Source organism: Enterobacter soli ATCC BAA-2102 (assembly GCF_001654845.1).
Taxonomy (GTDB): domain Bacteria; phylum Pseudomonadota; class Gammaproteobacteria; order Enterobacterales; family Enterobacteriaceae; genus Enterobacter; species Enterobacter soli.
On sequence record NZ_LXES01000036.1, the window covers coordinates 18,607 to 38,341 of the forward strand.

A 19,735-nucleotide genomic window follows, 5' to 3' on the forward strand; every position below is an offset into this window, starting at 1 on the left:
AAAGTAAAAAAGTGGGCGGATGGCTATCGAACCTGAACTAAGAGTAACCTGGAACCTGTCAGGCTGGATGAATCCGTCTTGATTTTTTGAATGATAAAATAAGTTTTCACTGTTAGCCAGTGAAAGGGAGGGTTAATAACGATATTTGGTGACAAAAATCACAAAAAATACGTGTTTAATTTGCGATACGAATTAATTTTTCACACACTCAGAATGCCAGTGAATCATCAACCGTATATATAGGTTAGTGACACAATAAAAACACAGCTGAGAACGTGCCTTAAACGGGGTCTCATAGGGGGAAGAAAGTGAGTATTCTAGGTTATTTACAAAAGGTTGGCCGCGCGCTTATGGTGCCGGTTGCCACGCTGCCTGCCGCAGCGATATTAATGGGTATCGGTTACTGGATTGACCCGATAAGTTGGGGCGGCGATAACGCTCTGGCAGCGCTGTTTATTAAATCGGGCTCTGCCATTATCGATCACATGTCAGTCCTGTTCGCGATTGGTGTGGCTTATGGTATGTCCAAAGATAAAGACGGTGCGGCTGCGCTGACCGGCTTTGTCGGTTTCCTGGTGTTAACCACCCTCTGCTCCCCAGCAGCGGTATCCATGATTCAGAAAATCCCTCTGGATCAGGTTCCTGCCGCATTCGGGAAAATTGAAAACCAGTTCGTGGGTATCCTCGTCGGTATCATCTCTGCGGAACTGTACAACCGCTTTAGCGGCGTTGAGCTGCCAAAAGCGCTGTCCTTCTTCAGCGGACGCCGTCTGGTACCGATTCTGACCTCCTTCCTGATGATTGCTGTCGCATTCATCATGATGTACATCTGGCCGGTTATCTTTGACGGTCTGGTGAACTTCGGTGAGCACATTCAGAAACTGGGTTCTGTCGGTGCGGGCGTGTATGCGTTCTTCAACCGTCTGTTGATCCCGGTTGGTCTGCACCACGCGCTGAACTCCGTATTCTGGTTTGACGTTGCTGGTATTAACGATATTCCTAACTTCCTGGGTGGCGCACAGTCCATCGAAGCAGGTAAAGCGGTTGTGGGTATCACCGGTCGTTACCAGGCGGGCTTCTTCCCAATCATGATGTTCGGCCTGCCGGGTGCAGCGCTGGCTATCTACCACTGCGCGCGTCCAGAGAACAAAGCGAAAGTGCTGGGTATCATGATGGCGGGTGCGTTCGCAGCCTTCTTTACGGGTATCACCGAGCCGCTGGAATTCTCCTTCATGTTCGTGGCACCAGTACTGTATGTGATCCACGCCGTGCTGACCGGTATCTCTGTGTTCATCGCCGCAAGTATGCAGTGGATTGCCGGTTTTGGCTTCAGTGCGGGCCTGGTGGATATGGTGCTGTCTTCCCGTAACCCGCTGGCGACCCACTGGTGGATGCTGATCCCACAAGGTCTGGTGTTCTTCGCTATCTACTACGTGGTGTTCCGTTTCACTATCACCAAATTCAACCTGATGACCCCGGGTCGTGAACTGGCTGTTGCCGGTAGCGAAGCGGATGGTCAGGACGTGAATGTGAGCGCGGATAAAGACCAGGACGTTGCAGGTCTGGCGCGTCAGTACATTGCCGCTGTTGGTGGCTCTGACAACCTGACCGGTATCGATGCGTGCATCACCCGTCTGCGTCTGAACGTAAAAGATTCTTCCCTGGTGAACGAAGCGCTGGCAAAACGCCTAGGTGCATCCGGTGTTATCCGTCTGAACAAAACCAGCGTGCAGATTATCGTTGGCTTCGTGGCAGAAAAAATTGCTAACGCCATGAAAACCACCGGGCCGGTAGAGGCAGCAACCTCTGCTCCAGCAGCGGCGGCGCCAGCGGCGGCAAAACCTCAGGCTGTACCAAACGCAACCACCATTGCTGCACTGGTTTCCCCAGTGACCGGTGAAGTGGTTGCCATTGAGCAGGTACCTGACGAAGCCTTCGCCAGCAAAGCGGTCGGTGACGGTGTGGCGGTGAAGCCAACGGAAAAAACCGTGGTATCTCCGGCAGCCGGTACGATTGTGAAGATCTTCAACACCAACCATGCGTTCTGTCTTGAAACCGAAAAAGGCGCGGAAATCGTCGTCCACATGGGCATCGACACCGTAGCGCTGAACGGGAAAGGCTTTACCCGCCTGGTAGAAGAGGGGGCAGAAGTGGTTGCAGGTCAGCCGATTCTGGAAATGGATCTGGACTTCCTGAACGCCAACGCACGCTCCATGATTAGCCCGGTTGTGTGCAGCAACATCGACGACTTCAGCGGCCTGGTGCTTCAGGCGAAAGGTCAGGTGATTGCAGGTCAGACACCACTGTATGAGATTAAAGGCAAGTAATCGCTCCTGAGTAGAGTCATGCCTTAAGCGGCGGGGGTTATCCTCCGCCGCTTTTTTTTGCAGCATTTGCCCCCATTATTTACGTCCTGGACGTTTTAAAGGGTTGTCACTGCGCCCTGCTTATAAGATCATATGCCGTTATACGTTGTTTACGCTTTGAGGAACCTACGATGAGTGAGGCTGAAGCCCGCCCGAGTAACTTTATTCGTCAGATCATCGATGAAGATCTGGCCAGTGGTAAGCACACCACAATTCATACCCGTTTTCCGCCGGAGCCGAATGGCTACCTGCATATTGGTCATGCGAAATCTATCTGCCTGAACTTTGGCATTGCGCAAGACTATAAAGGGCAGTGCAACCTGCGTTTCGATGACACCAACCCAGTAAAAGAAGACATCGAATACGTTGAGTCCATCAAGAACGACGTGCAATGGCTGGGCTTCAACTGGTCTGGCGATATCTGCTACTCCTCTGACTATTTCGATCAGCTGTTTGCTTACGCAGTAGAGCTTATCAACAAAGGTCTGGCGTATGTCGACGAGCTTTCTGCCGACGAAATCCGTGAATACCGCGGCTCGCTGACCGCGCCGGGTAAAAACAGCCCGTACCGCGACCGTAGCGTAGAAGAGAACCTGGCGCTGTTTGAAAAAATGCGTGCCGGTGGTTTCGAAGAAGGCAAAGCCTGTCTGCGTGCCAAAATCGATATGGCGTCACCGTTCATCGTGATGCGCGATCCGGTGCTGTACCGCATTAAGTTCGCGGAACACCATCAGACCGGCAACAAGTGGTGCATCTACCCGATGTACGATTTCACCCACTGCATCAGCGATGCGCTGGAAGGGATCACCCACTCTCTGTGTACGCTGGAATTCCAGGACAACCGTCGTCTGTACGACTGGGTGCTGGATAACATCACCATTCCTGTGCATCCACGTCAGTACGAGTTCTCTCGTCTGAATCTGGAATACACCGTGATGTCCAAGCGTAAGCTGAACCTGCTGGTCACTGACAAGCACGTTGAAGGCTGGGATGACCCACGTATGCCGACCATCTCTGGCCTGCGTCGTCGTGGTTATACCTCTGCGTCCATTCGCGAGTTCTGCAAACGTATCGGCGTCACCAAGCAGGATAACACCATTGAGATCGCCTCTCTGGAATCCTGCATCCGTGAAGATCTGAACGAAAACGCACCACGTGCGATGGCTGTTATCGATCCGGTTAAACTGGTTATCGAAAACTACCCGCAGGGTGAAAGCGAGCTGGTGTCCATGCCTAACCATCCGAGCAAGCCGGAAATGGGCAGCCGCGACGTGCCGTTCAGCGCTGATATCTGGATCGACCGTGCTGACTTCCGCGAAGAAGCGAACAAGCAGTACAAGCGTCTGGTGCTGGGTAAAGAGGTGCGTCTGCGTAACGCGTACGTGATCAAAGCTGAGCGCGTAGAGAAAGATGCAGAAGGCAATATCACCACTATCTTCTGTACCTATGATGCAGAGACTCTGAGCAAAGATCCGGCTGATGGCCGTAAAGTGAAAGGCGTTATCCACTGGGTGAGCGCAGCACACGCGCTGCCGGTTGAGATCCGCCTGTACGACCGTCTGTTCAGCGTACCTAACCCAGGTGCAGCGGATGACTTCCTGGCAACCATCAACCAGGAATCTCTGGTTATCAAGCAGGGCTTTGCCGAACCTTCACTGAAAGACGCTGAAATCAGTAAAGCGTACCAGTTTGAGCGTGAAGGTTACTTCTGCCTGGACAGCCGTTACAGCACCGCAGAAAAACCGGTATTTAACCGTACTGTGGGTCTGCGTGATACTTGGGCTAAAGTCGGCGAATAATAACGCTTGCCTGGTCAATGAGAAACAAACGCCGCTTATTGCGGCGTTTTTTTTATTTAATGATCATGCCATTAACGCCATGGCGAAAGAAATATTGCTAAATAAGGAGGTCAATGAGCTGCTACTTATTTTTCTCAAAAAAAGTTTGAGGATTTACGGAAAGGCAGAACCGGTGGAAATAAACGCAAACCTCTCTAATTAGCCTCTGAATTTAATGGCTTTCCCGCGTGAAATCTCGCTTCACGCGAAATGTTACAAAGCACTACCAATTATGTGCACTTCGTCATAATCCTGACTTTTGCCCGCTAAAAAGCATTGATAATTCGCGTCGCGAAAAATACCCTAAAGACGGTAGTTAATTCGAGGGTATTTCTAACTACCCCTGACCATTTGGTCTTTTATATTTTCCGCCGTTTTAGGCGTTTTAATTCGTCAAAGAGGAATAATCTATGCGTACGTTCAGTGGCAAACGTAGTGCGCTGGCGCTGGCTATTGCCGGTGTGACAGCAATGTCGGGCCTGGTTGTCGCTCCAGAAGCTAAGGCGGCAGGTTTCATCGATGATTCTACTCTCACGGGCGGTATCTATTACTGGCAGCGTGAACGTGACCGTAAAGACGTCACCGAAGACAAATACAAAACTAACCTTTCTCACTCCACCTGGAACGCCAACCTGGATTTCCAGTCTGGTTATGCCGCCGATATGTTCGGCCTGGATATTGCGGCATTCACCGCAATTGAAATGGCAGAAAATGGCGACAGCGGCCACCCGAACGAAATTGCATTCTCTTCCAGCAACAAAGCATATAAAGAAGACTGGTCAGGGGATAAGAGCGGAGTCAGCCTTTATAAAGCGGCTGCGAAATTCAAATATGGCCCGGTATGGGCACGTGCAGGTTATATTCAGCCAACCGGACAAACGCTGTTAGCGCCGCACTGGAGCTTTATGCCTGGTACTTATCAGGGTGCAGAAGCTGGCGCGAATTTTGACTACGGCGATGCAGGCGCATTGAGCTTCTCGTATATGTGGACCAACGAGTATAAAGCGCCGTGGCATATCGAGATGGATAAGTTTTACCAGAACGATAAAAAAACCAAAGTTGATTATCTTCACTCGCTGGGTGCGAAGTACGATTTCAAAAACGACCTGGTTCTGGAAGCCGCATTTGGTCAGGCTGAAGGCTATATCGACCAGTATTTTGCCAAAGCAAGCTACAAGTTTGATATTGCGGGCAGTCCGCTGAGCACCAGCTATCAGTTCTACGGTACGCGCGACAAAGCCAGCAGCGGCACTGTCAACGATATTTACGACGGCACGGCGTGGTTGCAGGCGTTAACCTTCGGCTACAAAGTGGGCCAGGTCGATTTACGTCTTGAAGGGACATGGGTGAAGGCCGAAGGCCAGCAGGGTTACTTCCTGCAACGTATGACCCCAACGTACGCCTCTTCAAACGGTCGTCTGGATATCTGGTGGGATAACCGTTCAGACTTTAACGCCGATGGCGAAAAAGCCGTCTTCTTTGGTGCCATGTATGACCTGAAAAACTGGAATCTGCCGGGCTGGGCGGTGGGGGCTTCCTACGCTTACGCATGGGATGCAAAACCGGGCGATATGGCCACTCCTGACGCGTATTACGACCCGAACTATCGTCTGAAAGAGTCCTCTTACAGCCTGGATGCGATTTACACCCTTCAGGATGGTCGCGCGAAAGGCACGATGTTCAAACTGCACTTCACTCAGTACGACAACCACTCCGATATCCCAAGCTACGCGGGCGGTTACGGCAACATCTTCCAGGATGAACGTGACGTGAAATTCATGGTTATTGCCCCGTTCACAATCTTCTGATGAGCAGACCGGCGGGTTAAGTCCCGCCGGAATGGAGACTGAAAATGATGAAAAAAATCATAATCGTCGCGATGATGGCATCGGGGCTGGTGGCTTGTGCACAAACTCAGGCACCGAAAGAGGACTCACGTCTGAAAGAGGCTTACAGCGCCTGTATAAATACCGCTGAAGGCTCGCCAGAGAAAGTCGAAGCCTGCCAGAGCGTGCTTAATGTGCTGAAGAAGGAGAAGGCGCATGAGCAGTTCGCAACTCAGGAAAACGTCCGCGTGATGGATTACCAGGCCTGTATCCAGGCGCGTAAAACCGGAAACGATCAGGAAGTGGCAAAACGTTGCGATCAGATCTGGAAAGAAATTCGCAGTAACAACGCAAATTGATGATACGCCATCATGCCCGTTAGGGGATGAGAACAATGCAGGCCCGGTGAGCATAGCGTCACCGGGCTTTTTTTATGCCAGATGACAGGCAAAAAAAAGCCAACCTTTCGGCTGGCTCAGAGTATGAAAAAGGTACTTACTTCGCGTCGTGCGCGTGATCATTTTCGCGGCAATCGCCTTCTGCACAGTGGCCGTACAGGTACAGGCTGTGGTTGGTCAGACGGATGCCATGACGGGCAGCGATTTCACGCTGGCGCGCTTCGATAGAGTCGTCACTAAATTCAATGACCTTGCCACAGTCGAGGCAGATCAGGTGATCGTGGTGGTGCTGCTGGGTCAGTTCGAAGACAGATTTACCGCCTTCGAAGTTATGACGGGTAACAATGCCCGCGTCATCAAACTGGTTCAGCACGCGATAAACGGTTGCCAGCCCAATTTCTTCACCCATGTCGATAAGACGCTTGTAAAGGTCTTCCGCACTGACATGGTGATTGTCTGGCCCCTGAAGCACTTCAAGGATTTTTAACCGAGGAAGCGTAACTTTCAGGCCAGCCTTCTTTAATGCGGTATTGTTGTCAGTCATGCGGAATCTGTCCTGTTGCTAAACGATTCACTTCTAAGGAAGAAGTGACAGAGAATGCACTTGGGATAATGCGTTTCATTATAGAACTGCCATGTCTAAATGAAAACTGCAAGTCTCAAGCAAAGTATGCATATAAAAACGTGGTATCACCAACAAACTTGTTCGATGGCACCCACGTTTTACCAGGGGGATATTGTACAGGTCTGAACGAAAAAGTTAAAAGTTTGTAGCAATTAATTTAATCGGTTTGACCCGCTACGCGGGCGCAACCGAAGTTGCGCCGCTTGTCATCAGGCGTTAAGAATGTCGTCCAGGTTCAACTCTTCGCGGATCTGTTTAACCCATTTTTCAACGCGTTCTGCGGTCAGCTCAGGCTGGCGGTCTTCATCGATGGCCAGTCCCACAAAGTGATCATCGTCGGCCAGCCCTTTAGAGGCTTCGAAATGGTAACCTGCGGTAGGCCAGTGACCCACGATAGCCGCGCCGCGTGGTTCGATGATGTCGCGGATGGTGCCCAGCGCGTCACAGAAGTATTCTGCGTAGTCTTCCTGATCGCCACAACCGAACAGCGCAACCAGCTTACCGTTGAAATCAACTTCTTCCAGAGTCGGGAAGAAATCGTCCCAGTCGCACTGTGCTTCGCCGTAGTACCAGGTTGGAATACCCAGCAGCAGGATGTCATAGCCTTCGAGATCTTCTTTGCTGCTCTTGGCAATGTCATGCACATCGGCAACATCTTTACCGAGCTGTTTTTGAATGTTTTTTGCGATATTTTCGGTATTGCCGGTATCACTGCCGAAGAAAATGCCGATGATTGCCATGAGTAAAATAACCTCTTGAAACTTAATGGTATGGTGGCGCAATTTGTCCACGGATAAGGGCAATAATAGCAGAACAGACAACCCTGCGGAAACAGCTATCACGCAGGACTGCACTCTGTGCTACATGAAAAGGGTGAGAAAGGGAGTTTTCTGACTTATGCCTTGCTGTGCAATTTTTCGAGTTGCGCGATCAACATCTCTTCAATCAGCTCGCTGCGGCTGATATCACGGGCGCTGGCAAGCTCGTTGAGTGCATCAACGGCATCGGCGTTGAGTTTCAGTTCGACACGCTTAAGCCCACGATTTTTATCGCGTTTAAGCTGGTTGCGTTTATTAATACGCAGCTGTTCATCGCGCGAAAGCGGATTTGTCTTGGGTCGTCCCGGGCGACGCTCATTCGCGAACAGATCTATTGTCGTGCGGTCCGTTTGTTCTTTGGCCATGATTTTGAGACTTCGGGGGAAAACAAGCCGCCCTGCTATTGCCCGGGCGATAAGCGCGCCATCATACATCACCCACATCGGCACGCCAACGACTGGAAGCCCGCTGGCTTCCAGTCGCTGTCTTTTTAATCAATTCGCAGTATCAGAGAGATAGCGGCGGATTGCACGAAGCACCGCTTCTGGTTTTTCAGCGTGAACCCAGTGCCCGGCTCCGGCGATAACATGAGCGCGCGCTTCGGGGAACTGCCTGATCAATTCATCACGGCAGGCTTCGGTGACATACGGCGAATTGCCGCCGCGCACAAACAGGGTAGGGTGTGGCCAGGCCGGAACCGGCTGCCAGCCAACGATTTCTGAATATTGATCCCACAGCACCGGCACGTTGAAGCGCCACTGGCCGTCGACAAACGATTTCAGCAGAAACTGCACCACACCTTCTTCATTAAGATGTTCGCGCATGATGGCGGCGGCCTGCTGGCGGGTGGAAACACCGGCATCGGTCACCGCATTGATAGCGGCAAAGATCTCATCGTGGCGACGCACGTCATAATCCACGGGCGCAACGTCAATCACCACCAGGCCGCTAATGCGCTCCGGGGCGAGCGCGGTCAGGGCCATAACGGCTTTGCCTCCCATTGAATGCCCGATCAGCGTCACCTTTTCGAGGTGATTGGCATCCAGCGTATCCAGAAGATCCTGCGCCATTGCGGCGTACGTCATTTCTGGCGAGCGCCCGGAAAGGCCGTGGTTACGCATATCCACCTGCAAAATATCGTGATCGGTAACCAGATCCCGCGCCAGCACCCCGAGGTTATCCAGGCTGCCAAAAAGGCCGTGAACCAGTACGATGGGAGAATTATTGTTCGGCGATTGTGCAGATTGCGCTCGGGTATTCAATTTCATGGCAAAGTTCTTTTTTTACGTATGTCAGGTTAGGGTATCATGTTGACCATTCTGCCGCCCGGCTGCAAGGATCCAGTTTAATCTGACTTTTGCCGCCAACCTGGCTTGACGCTATCCGCTGTTGGGATTTGACCTTATAATCCCAACGACTTGTATTCAGATAAGATATCGCACTGGATTAAGATGAAAACAATCGAAGTTGATGACGAACTCTATCAGTATATCGCCAGCCAAACGCGGCATATCGGGGAGAGCGCGTCCGACATTTTACGGCGTATGCTTAAAATTTCCGCCGCCTCACAGCCTGTCACTCCTGTCGCGAAAGATGTCGTGTCTCAGCCGAGCGTAGCGGTGCAAGCCAAACCCGCTATGACACCTGCGAAAGACAAAGTTCGTGCGATGCGCGAACTACTGCTGTCTGATGAGTATGCAGAACAGAAGAAAGCGGTTAACCGCTTTATGCTGGTGCTGTCTACACTCTACTCACTGGATAACAAAGCGTTTGCTGAAGCGACCGAGTCGCTGCATGGTCGTACTCGCGTCTATTTTGCGGGCGACGAGCAGACGCTGTTGCAAAATGGCAATCAAACCAAACCCAAACACGTGGCTGGTACCCCGTATTGGGTGATCACCAATACCAACACCGGGCGCAAGTGCAGCATGGTCGAACACATCATGCAGTCTATGCAGTTCCCGGCGGAATTGATTGAAAAGGTTTGCGGTACAATTTAACCCTTGCATAAGAAGGACCAGGCAATGGCAAATCACAGCCGTGCAGGCCAACCTGCACAACAAAGCGATTTGATTAACGTCGCCCAACTGACCGCTCAGTACTATGTGCTGAAGCCGGTGGTAGGTAACGCGGAACACGCAGTGAAGTTTGGTACATCTGGCCACCGCGGTAGCGCGGGGCGCCACAGCTTTAACGAACCGCATATTCTGGCCATTGCCCAGGCCATCGCGGAAGAGCGCGCTAAAAATGGCGTTACTGGTCCGTGCTATGTAGGGAAAGATACCCACGCCTTGTCTGAGCCTGCATTTATTTCCGTACTGGAAGTGTTGGCCGCCAATGGCGTAGACGTCATTGTGCAGGAAAACAACGGCTTTACCCCAACGCCGGCGGTGTCCAACGCGATTCTGGTGCACAACAAAAAAGGTGGTGCGCTGGCTGACGGTATCGTTATTACGCCATCCCACAACCCGCCGGAAGACGGTGGTATCAAATACAACCCACCTAACGGCGGCCCGGCTGATACCAACGTCACCAAAGTGGTGGAAGATCGTGCTAACGCCCTGCTGGCGGATGGCCTGAAAGGTGTGAAACGCATTGCTCTGGATGCCGCGATGGCGTCTGGTCATGTGAAAGAGCAGGATCTGGTGCAGCCGTTTGTTGAAGGGCTGGCGGATATCGTCGATATGGCGGCTATCCAGAAAGCGGGCCTGAAACTGGGTGTGGATCCGCTTGGCGGCTCCGGTATCGAATACTGGAAACGTATCGCAGAGCATTACAAGCTGGATCTGACTATCGTGAACGATCACGTCGATCAGACTTTCCGCTTTATGCATCTGGATAAAGACGGTGCTATCCGTATGGATTGCTCCTCTGAATGCGCGATGGCTGGCCTGCTGGCGCTGCGCGACAAATTCGACCTGGCGTTTGCTAACGACCCGGATTATGACCGTCACGGTATCGTCACCCCGGCAGGGTTGATGAACCCGAACCACTATCTGGCGGTAGCGATCAACTATCTGTTCCAGCACCGTCCACAGTGGGGCAACGATGTTGCCGTGGGTAAAACGCTGGTGTCCTCTGCGATGATTGACCGCGTGGTTGATGCGCTGGGCCGCAAGCTGGTGGAAGTGCCGGTTGGCTTCAAATGGTTTGTTGATGGCTTGCATGACGGCAGCTTCGGCTTTGGTGGTGAAGAAAGCGCGGGCGCATCCTTCCTGCGTTTTGACGGCACACCATGGTCAACCGATAAAGACGGCATCATTATGTGTCTGCTGGCGGCAGAGATTACTGCAGTAACCGGGAAAAACCCGCAGGAGCACTACAATGAGCTGGCTGCACGTTTTGGTGCGCCAAGCTACAACCGTATTCAGGCTTCTGCGACCTCTGCGCAGAAAGCCGCACTGTCTAAACTGTCCCCGGAAATGGTGAGCGCTAACACCCTGGCCGGAGACCCTATCACGGCACGCCTGACGGCAGCGCCTGGTAACGGTGCCTCTATTGGCGGTCTGAAAGTGATGACCGACAACGGCTGGTTCGCCGCGCGTCCGTCCGGTACGGAAGATGCGTACAAAATCTATTGTGAAAGTTTCCTCGGCGACGAACACCGTAAGCTGATTGAGAAAGAAGCGGTGGAGATTGTCAGCGAAGTGCTGAAAAACGCGTAAATGCTAATCTGGTGCGGACTGATGCCCTCACCCCGGCCCTCTCCCACAGGGAGAGGGTGAAAACATTAAAAACGGCAACCCTTGGGTTGCCGTTTTGCTTTTCCTAACTGTGTTTATTCTTCAATTCAAACCGCGGTGAGACTAAACCGTACAGCGTCCAGCCCATAAAGGTCACCATCGCGCCATAAAGCATCGCTTCCTGGCCGGACGAATAGAGCGCATAGAAGCTGTAAATCGCCCCAATCAGCGCCACGATGTTGGCCACTCTGGCTTTGCCCGGATCGACTTTCGCTACCTTCTGAATAATCACCAGTGCCGCCATCGACAGGATGTACGGAATGATGTTCGTGACTACCGCCAGGTTTACCAGCACGTTGAACTGGCTGTTCAGCGACGGGCTGATGGTCATCAGCGACAAACCACTCTGGAAGATAACAATCGCTAACATGCCCTGCACCGGCGCATCTGCTTTCGTCACGCGGGAGAAGATTTTCGGGAAATAACCTTCGTCTGCGGATGACTTAAACACCTGTGCAATAGTGAACTGCCAGCCGAGCAGTGAGCCACAGCAGGACATCACCATCAGCCCCATGATCACTTTCCCGACGGTTGGGGTAAACATCTGCGCAAAAGCCAGCCCGAATGGCGCGGTGGAGTTGGCGAGATCCATGTTAGGCACAATCCCCGCAATCACGTTAGTTGAAACGATGTAGATAACGGCCGCGCCCAGCGTACCGCCCAGTACGGCAATCGGGACGTTCTTTTCCGGGTTTTCCACAACTTCGGCATTCGCACAGGCGGATTCCAGACCGAGGAATGCCCACAGCGTCATGGCGATAGATGACCCCACCGCAGTAAAGAACGGTACATTGTGCGGGTTCCAGGAGTTGGCATACAACGTAGGGCTAAACCAGAACCAGCCGATGATGCACAATCCCACCACCGGGATGATCACCCCCCAGACGGTGATGCTGCTGATCTGCCCGGTGATGCGCGCACCACCGAAGTTCGCAATGGTACAGATCCACAACACACAAATAGTGGCGATACCGATTTGTACCGGACTGAGCGTGGCACCGAACAGTTCGGTACCGTAACCGACAGCCGAAATGGCAATTGCCACGTTGGCAATCAGCAACGACACACCGTAGGTATAGTTGGCCATAAAGTTGCCCGACTTGCCGAAGGCATACTCCGCATAACCACCCATGCCGCCTGATTTACGGCTGAACATCCCGCACTTGGCAAAGGCCCACGCCAGCGCCATTGAGCCAACGGCAGTCACCAGCCAGGAGATAATCGAGATCGTACCGACTTCTGCGAGCTTGGTAGGCAGCATGATAATTCCCGACCCCATCATGTTTACCATGGTGAGGATGGTCAGCTGCACCACGCCCATCTTGTTAGACTTACTCATAATTTTTCTCCTTTCAGCAGCGAAGGCTGAGCGGCAGGTTGCTTGATGACGTTACAGCGAACGTGTTTGCGGCCGTCACACTCTTCCACGTACACGCCCTGAAGCTCTGGCGCAAAGCCTGGCAGCAGGTTGATCCCTTCTTCCAGCGCGGCAAAGTAACGCAGCACTGCACCGCCCCAGACTTCGCCCGGCACAACGCACAGCACGCCTGGTGGGTAAGGGAGGGCACCTTCGGCGGCAATACGGCCTTCGGCATCGCGCAGGGACACCAGCTCGACCTCACCGCGCAGGTAGGCATAGTTGGCATCCTGGGGTGACATCATCACGCGCGGGAAATGAGACTTACGGAACATCTCTTTTTGCAGCTGTTTCACGTTATTACGCGCATACAGGTCGTGCATTTCCTGGCAAATCTGCCGCAGGGAATAGTCGGCGTAGCGTTCCGGGTATTGCTTACAAATCGACGGCAGCACCTCTTTTAACGGAGCATCGGTCTGGAGCAGTTTTTCGAAGCGCACCAGCTGAGCCACAAGCTGCTGCAATTTGCCCATATCCTCTGCCGGGGTCAGCAGGAACAGGATGGAGTTCAGGTCGCATTTTTCCGGAACAATGCCGTTTTCGCGCAGGAAGTTCGCAAGAATGGTCGCCGGGACGCCGAAATCCTCGTACTCACCGGTACGGGCGTTGATACCCGGTGTGGTCAGCAGCAGTTTACACGGATCGATAAAGTACTGATGCTCGGCATAACCTTCAAAGGCGTGCCAGTTCTCGCCGGGGACAAAGTGGAAGAAGCGCAGGTCAGTGGCGATTTCTGCCGTATCCCAGCTCTCCCACGGGCGGCCATCGACGCTTTCCGGTACGAACGGACGAAGGAACTGGCAGTTTTGCAGAATAAGTTTGCGTGCTTCGATACCCGTGACCACGCAATCCATCCACATGTTGCGACCGCTCTGTCCCTCATGCATCCGGGCGTTGATATCGAGTGCGGCAAACAGCGGATAGAACGGGCTGGTGGAGGCGTGCATCATAAAGGCGTTGTTGAGACGCTTATGCGGCACATAGCGCTGCTGGCCTTTGATGTGACTGTCTTTTTTGTGGATCTGCGAAGTTTGCGAGAAGCCAGCCTGCTGTTTATGCACCGACTGGGTCACCAGAATGCCCGGATCGTTTTCGTTCAGCTCCAGCAGCAGCGGCGAGCAGTCGGCCATCATCGGGATAAATTGCTCGTAGCCCACCCACGCAGAGTCAAACAGGATGTAGTCACACAGGTGGCCAATGTTATCCACCACCTGGCGGGCGTTATAAATGGTGCCATCGTAAGTACCAAGCTGGATCACCGCCAGTCGGAACGGGCGCTGGTCACGGGCACGGCCCGGGGCGACTTCGGCGACCAGTTCGCGAAGATAGCTTTCTTCGAAGCAGTGCGCGTCAATCCCGCCAATAAAACCGTACGGGTTACGTGCTGTTTCCAGATAAACCGGCGTCGCACCAGCCTGTAACAGCGCTCCGTGGTGGTTGGATTTGTGGTTATTACGATCGAACAGCACCAGGTCGCCAGGCGTCAGCAGGGCGTTTAAAACCACTTTGTTTGATGATGACGTGCCGTTCAGCACAAAGTAGGTTTTATCGGCATTAAACACTTTTGCGGCATGTTGCTGGGCAATACACGGGGCACCTTCGTGGATCAGCAAATCGCCCATGGCCACATCTGCGTTGCACAGATCCGAACGGAACAGCGTTTCGCCAAAGAAATCAACAAACTGATTTCCGGCAGGATGACGGCGGAAGAATTGACCACCCTGATGCCCCGGGCAGTCAAACGCGCTGTTACCTTGTTTGACATAGTCTACCAGGGCGCGGAAGAACGGCGGACGCAGCTGGGTTTCGTACTTCTGTGCGGCGGCTTCAAGCTGGCGGCCATAGAAATCATTGCTGGTGTCAGAGTATTCAAAAACACCCTGAATACGGGACAAATATTCTGCCGGAACAATTTCTTCTTTATGTGTGGCAATAAAGATGGGGATCCCAAATCCCGTTGCTTCTATTTCTTCTATAGCACCACTGGAAATATCGCTGATGGCCAAAACTACGGCAGCAACATCAATATAATCAGAAGCACTCACATCCACCATTTCGCGCGTGGTGGTAAAGCAATCAGGACATGAACGGCTGGCAGCAATTTTTAAATTTTTCATCTTTATCTCTTTATTTTAGGCAATAGGAGGCCTTCGATTCTTTGCAATGAAAAAATCGACAATTTACCGGAATAAAAAGCAAAGCCTGACCTCTGATAAAAAAATCAGTTAATTGCTTTTTACAGAATTAAATCCAGTCCGTCCGGCTACGGAAGAGCCTGGATCAAGAGAAATGAGCGCACGTGTTCACAGGCAGTTGCCTGTAAAATAAAGTTTTTCAGAATGACCTGTAAGCAGATGCGCCAGAAGTCGAAGGACTACCGGGCATTAAAGAGATGAAAGTCGAAGCAGTTACGGTGGGCAAACATCATAATATGAGTTGTCCGCCTTATATGGGGCATTAAACGATTGTTGTTTTCCATGTGTATTTTCCTTTCAGTAATTGAAAGCATGGTCATTTTATCCAGGAAAAGGCGGTAAACCGTGAAGGAGATCAACAATAATCGATCAGATCAGAAATAAATATTCTGATTTACTGAATAACGCAGATCAAAATGCTGTTTTGTATGTTTAATGTTAATACTCTGTTTTTATATTGTTTGAATTGACGGAAAATAAGCCGTAAATAACGGCTTTGTTATTTTTTAATATAAATTTCGGAGGGTTTTAAGATAAAACAAAATTAAAATGAATAACTATTCAAATCATGAACCGATAACCGATACCGGTTTCAGTTAATAAATGACGAGGACGCGCGGGGTCGACTTCGAGTTTCTGGCGAAGGTGTCCCATATATATGCGTAAATAGTGACTATGTTCGACAGCATTGGGTCCCCAGACCTGATTTAACAGCTGACGCTGGGTGAGGACCTTACCGTGGTTGTTGAGCAAAACAGCGAGCAGGCGAAATTCAATCGGGGTGAGGTGGATTTCTTCTTCACCGCGCTGAATGCGCCGCGACGCTAAATCAACCTGAATGTCAGAAAAGGTATACACCGGCTCTGAAGGGGTGGTGGCGCTGTGTCGGCGCAGCGCCACGCGAAGCCGGGCCTGAAGTTCGCCAATCCCAAAGGGCTTAATCAGATAGTCGTCAGCCCCGGCATCGAGTGCCGCGATTTTATCTGTCTCTTCGGTACGGGCCGAGAGCACCAGAATGGGCATCTGACTCCACTGGCGCACTTCGCGGATGAAATCGATGCCATCGCCATCCGGTAGCCCCAGATCGAGAATGACAAGGTCCGGCTTGCGGGTTGCGGCTTCGATAAGGCCACGCTGGAGCGTCCCCGCGTCATGAACGCGCAGGCCGTCTCCTTCCAGCGCGGCGCGCAGAAAACGACTAATCGCGAGTTCATCTTCAACAATCAGGACGTTAATCACAAATCCTCTGGTAATTCATCAAGTTCTGGCGGGGGATCAAGAGGAAGTGTAACACAGAAATGCGCGCCACCTTCCGGGCGGTTCGCCGCCGAAATGGTTCCTCCATGCACATCAATGATAGCCTGGCAAATCGCCAGCCCAAGCCCGACTCCCGGAATGGCTGATTCCTTATTCCCGCGCGCGAATTTCTCAAAAATAGCGTGCTCCTGCCCGGCAGGAATGCCTGGCCCGGTGTCCCAGACGTCGAGCTGCAAGGTATGTTCCTCTACCGTTGCGTTAATGCCAATACGCGCTTTCTGCCCCGCATATTTAGCGGCATTTTCCAGCAGGTTGATCAGCACGCGTTCGAACAGCGGCCCGTCAACGTGGATCAGCGTAAGCGGCTCTGGCAGGTTCAGCTCAATATGCCGACCGCCCATTCCCGGCTCGAGCATTTTTAAGGCGCTGCCGACCACTTCCTCAAGCGTCAGCCACTCTTTTTTGAGGTTAAAACCGCCGGACTGAATGCGTGCCATATCCAGTAAGTTATTCACCAACCGGGTGGTATTGAGCACATGCTGGCGTATTTCACTGGCCTGCATGGCGTGGCTCGATCCTTCCGCCGCCAGGTCTAGCGTCAGGATCTCTGACTGACCAAACAGCACGGTGAGCGGGGTACGCAGGTCGTGCGACAGCGCCGCCAGCAGGGAGTTACGAATGCTCTCGCGTTCGCTGGCAAGCCTTGCCTGCTCTTCGCTGGCGGTGAGCGCCAGACGCTCAAGCGCGCTGGCGACCAGCAGGGTAAATGTCTCCAGCAGACGCTGTTGCTCAGGGATCATCAGCTGGCGCAGGTTGGTGGGTTCGACAATCACCAGCCCCTGATTTTTGTCGGCACTGCGTAGCGGCAGGATCTGGTAAGGCACGCCTGGCAGCGTATCGGTCCCGGCACCGGCGGGTAAACCCTTGTCAAAACTCCAGCGGGCAATGGCTTCATCCCAGGGCGTCATGCCGGTGGCTGACGTCAGTGGACGCAACACGCCATGCTCGTCAGGTAATAAAATCAGGTTGCTGGCGTGAAACGTCGAGCGAATAAACTGCTCGCTGGTCTGGACGATATCCAGCGGTGTGCGGCCCACCGCCAGGGATTTGGACATCTCGTACAGATGGCGAGTGCGCTGTTCTCGATAGCGGGCAATCCGCGCCTGATAGCGAACGCCCGCCGTCAGATTCCCGATAACCAGCCCCACGGTAAGCATCACGCCAAACGTCAGGATGTACTGCACATCCGACACCGCCAGCGTGCCGCGCGGGGCAATAAAGAACAGATCGAAGCTCACCACGTTGATAACCGTCGCCAGTACCGACGGCCAGCGGCCGAAGAAAAGCGCCACCACTACCACACCCAGCAGGTAAATCATCACCAGGTTAGCGGCGTCAAAGGCGATCAGCCACTGGCTGGCAATCAGGGTTATCAAGGCGCAAAGTACGACAGCCACAAGGCAGCCGCGGATCTGAATACGCCATTTATCACTAAACGCCCGGGCATCCGGCAGGCGGCCAGGCAGGGGAGAGGGTTTGTCATCAAGCGCTACAATCACCAGGTCCAGATCCGGTGCGCGTCGGGCCAGCTTATCGGCAAAGGATTCGCGGCTAAACCAGCGGCGATGCTGACGTCGACCAATCACGATTTTGCCGAGATTGTGTTCGCGTGCATAGCGCAGAATGGCTTTATCTTCTAACGGGTCAGAAAGGGTGGCAGTTTCAGCGCCAAGCTCCTGGGCCAGCCGGAGCGAGCTCAGGATCGCCCGGCGCTGGTTTTCCGGCAGAGCATGAAGACGAGGGGTTTCGACATACACCGCGTGCCAGACGCTACCAAATTTTGCCGCCAGCCGGGCGGCTGTACGGATAAGTTTTTCATTGCCGCTGCCGTGATCGATGCACAGCAGAATGGCATCCCGCGTGTGCCAGACGCGCTCTTGTCCTTGCAGGTCACGCCAGGCGCGCATCTGATCGTCAACGCGGTCTGCCGTGCGGCGCAGGGCCAGCTCGCGCAGGGCAATCAGGTTGCCTTTGCGAAAGAAATGTTCGATAGCGCGTTCGGCCTGGCCTGAGATATACACCTTACCTTCGTGCAGACGCTGGCGCAGATCGTCAGGAGGAAGGTCAACCAGCACCACCTCATCGGCAGAGTCGAAGAACGGATCCGGCACGGTTTCCCGCACCTGAATACCGGTGACACCGCTGACCACGTCGTTCAGGCTCTCCAGATGCTGAACGTTCACCGTCGTAAAAACGTCGATGCCCGCTTCCAGAAGCTCCTCGACGTCCTGCCAGCGCTTAGGGTGACGTGAGCCTGGCGCATTGCTGTGCGCCAGTTCGTCCATCAGGATAAGCGCCGGGCGGCGGGCGAGGGCTGCATCCAGATCGAACTCAGTGACCAGACGTCCACGGTGGCTGATGCGGCGTGCCGGCTGCGTGGCAAGCCCGGTCAGCAGCGCCGCCGTCTCTTTGCGCCCGTGCGTTTCGACGACGCCGATAAGAATATCGAGCCCTTGCGCCCGTAGCCGCTGTGCTTCCGTGAGCATGGCAAAGGTTTTCCCGACCCCCGCACAGGCGCCGAAAAAGATTTTCAGTTTGCCGCGATGGGCTTCAGCGGTCTGTTCGAGCAGCCTGTCCGGATCCGGGCGAATGGGCTCGTCGGTCATTTAGTTTTTCCTTAGCGCGTCCAGCGCCAGATTCAGCTCAACAATGTTCACGACTGGCATCCCGATGAAACTGACCAGCGGTTTTTGCGTATGTTCGGCCACCAACTGGCTTACCTGTTCTGTGGTCAACTGGCGGGCGGCAGCCACGCGCGGAATTTGCCATGCGACTGATTCCGGGGTCAGGCTGTAGTCCAGCCCGCTGGCAGATGCCGTCACCAGCTCGACTGGCACCTCGCGGCTGGCCTGCGGATTGGCTGCACGCAGGGCGGCAACGCGTTCAGCGATCCCATGGTCCAGGTCCGGGTTGCTGCCGGCCAGATTACTGCCGCCGGAAGCCATTGGATTATACGGGCTTTCAGCCGTGGCGGAAGGGCGGCCCTGGAAGTAGCGGGCATCCGTAAAGTTCTGACCAATCAGGCGTGAACCACGGGTTTCGCCATCCTGCATAATCAGCGAGCCGTTCGCCTGATCGGTAAACCACCACTGGCCCAGCGCGGTGGTCACCAGCGGGTAAAGCCCGCCGGTAATCAGCGATAACAGAATAAACAGAAGTATAGCGGGGCGTAACATTGTCATTTGATTCACC

General features: G+C 53.3%; 16 protein-coding genes. 6 read left to right on the forward strand and 10 right to left on the reverse strand.

The genetic code is table 11. The features are described from left to right. Window positions 1-308: 308 nt before the first annotated feature. The 4 genes from nagE to chiQ all read left to right on the forward strand — a co-directional run bounded on the left by nagE (window position 309) and on the right by chiQ (window position 6,389). On the forward strand, window positions 309-2,327 hold the full coding sequence (nagE, locus tag M987_RS11875; protein WP_014069348.1) for an N-acetylglucosamine-specific PTS transporter subunit IIBC: 2,019 nt from the start codon (window positions 309-311) through the stop codon (window positions 2,325-2,327). Between the two features lie 170 nt (window positions 2,328-2,497). Next, window positions 2,498-4,165 carry a glutamine--tRNA ligase gene (gene glnS / locus M987_RS11880; RefSeq protein ID WP_014069349.1) on the forward strand — a complete coding sequence of 556 codons (1,668 nt, stop codon included), beginning with the start codon at window positions 2,498-2,500 and terminating at the stop codon, window positions 4,163-4,165. Between the two features lie 449 nt (window positions 4,166-4,614). Then, on the forward strand, window positions 4,615-6,012 hold the full coding sequence (gene chiP, locus M987_RS11890) for a chitoporin ChiP (protein ID WP_014069350.1): 1,398 nt from the start codon (window positions 4,615-4,617) through the stop codon (window positions 6,010-6,012). A 47-nt stretch (window positions 6,013-6,059) separates the two neighbouring features. Next, window positions 6,060-6,389 carry a ChiQ/YbfN family lipoprotein gene (gene chiQ, locus M987_RS11895; protein ID WP_041162200.1) on the forward strand — a complete coding sequence of 110 codons (330 nt, stop codon included), beginning with the start codon at window positions 6,060-6,062 and terminating at the stop codon, window positions 6,387-6,389. A gap of 136 nt (window positions 6,390-6,525) precedes the next feature. Here the strand turns inward: chiQ and fur are convergent, their stop codons facing one another. The 4 genes from fur to ybfF all read right to left on the reverse strand — a co-directional run bounded on the left by fur (window position 6,526) and on the right by ybfF (window position 9,139). Then, window positions 6,526-6,972, reverse strand: a complete 447-nt coding sequence (gene fur / locus M987_RS11900) for a ferric iron uptake transcriptional regulator (protein WP_014069352.1) — start codon at window positions 6,970-6,972, stop codon at window positions 6,526-6,528. Between the two features lie 290 nt (window positions 6,973-7,262). Further along, on the reverse strand, window positions 7,263-7,793 hold the full coding sequence (gene fldA / locus M987_RS11905) for a flavodoxin FldA (RefSeq protein ID WP_014069353.1): 531 nt from the start codon (window positions 7,791-7,793) through the stop codon (window positions 7,263-7,265). Window positions 7,794-7,948: 155 nt separating this feature from the next. Next, complete coding sequence (gene ybfE / locus M987_RS11910) at window positions 7,949-8,236, reverse strand: LexA regulated protein (RefSeq protein WP_041162017.1); 288 nt, start codon at window positions 8,234-8,236, stop codon at window positions 7,949-7,951. 129 nt (window positions 8,237-8,365) lie between these two features. Then, entirely contained in the window at window positions 8,366-9,139 is a 774-nt protein-coding gene (gene ybfF, locus M987_RS11915) for an esterase (protein WP_014069355.1), read from the reverse strand. A gap of 183 nt (window positions 9,140-9,322) precedes the next feature. Here ybfF and seqA point away from each other — a divergent pair, with 183 nt between their 5' ends. Continuing rightward, on the forward strand, window positions 9,323-9,871 hold the full coding sequence (seqA, locus tag M987_RS11920) for a replication initiation negative regulator SeqA (protein ID WP_014069356.1): 549 nt from the start codon (window positions 9,323-9,325) through the stop codon (window positions 9,869-9,871). 24 nt (window positions 9,872-9,895) lie between these two features. Next, complete coding sequence (gene pgm / locus M987_RS11925) at window positions 9,896-11,536, forward strand: phosphoglucomutase (alpha-D-glucose-1,6-bisphosphate-dependent) (protein ID WP_014069357.1); 1,641 nt, start codon at window positions 9,896-9,898, stop codon at window positions 11,534-11,536. 103 nt (window positions 11,537-11,639) lie between these two features. Here pgm and potE read toward each other — a convergent pair whose 3' ends face one another. From potE to kdpC, 6 genes are all read right to left on the reverse strand, one after another. Then, window positions 11,640-12,953 carry a putrescine-ornithine antiporter gene (gene potE, locus M987_RS11930; protein ID WP_014069358.1) on the reverse strand — a complete coding sequence of 438 codons (1,314 nt, stop codon included), beginning with the start codon at window positions 12,951-12,953 and terminating at the stop codon, window positions 11,640-11,642. Further along, window positions 12,950-15,148 carry an ornithine decarboxylase SpeF gene (speF, locus tag M987_RS11935; protein ID WP_014069359.1) on the reverse strand — a complete coding sequence of 733 codons (2,199 nt, stop codon included), beginning with the start codon at window positions 15,146-15,148 and terminating at the stop codon, window positions 12,950-12,952. The genes potE and speF overlap by 4 nt, the downstream gene beginning before the upstream one ends. Window positions 15,149-15,405: 257 nt before the next feature. After that, on the reverse strand, window positions 15,406-15,510 hold the full coding sequence (gene speFL, locus M987_RS24470) for a leader peptide SpeFL (protein WP_003858645.1): 105 nt from the start codon (window positions 15,508-15,510) through the stop codon (window positions 15,406-15,408). A gap of 277 nt (window positions 15,511-15,787) precedes the next feature. Further along, window positions 15,788-16,465 (reverse strand): two-component system response regulator KdpE, encoded by a 678-nt coding sequence (kdpE, locus tag M987_RS11940; protein WP_014069360.1) that lies wholly within the window; start codon window positions 16,463-16,465, stop codon window positions 15,788-15,790. Next, window positions 16,462-19,149, reverse strand: coding sequence for a two-component system sensor histidine kinase KdpD (kdpD, locus tag M987_RS11945; protein ID WP_014069361.1), 2,688 nt, complete (start codon window positions 19,147-19,149; stop codon window positions 16,462-16,464). The genes kdpE and kdpD overlap by 4 nt, the downstream gene beginning before the upstream one ends. Beyond that, a complete protein-coding gene (gene kdpC, locus M987_RS11950; RefSeq protein WP_014069362.1) occupies window positions 19,150-19,725 on the reverse strand; it encodes a potassium-transporting ATPase subunit KdpC in 576 nt (191 codons plus the stop codon). Window positions 19,726-19,735 lie beyond the last annotated feature (10 nt).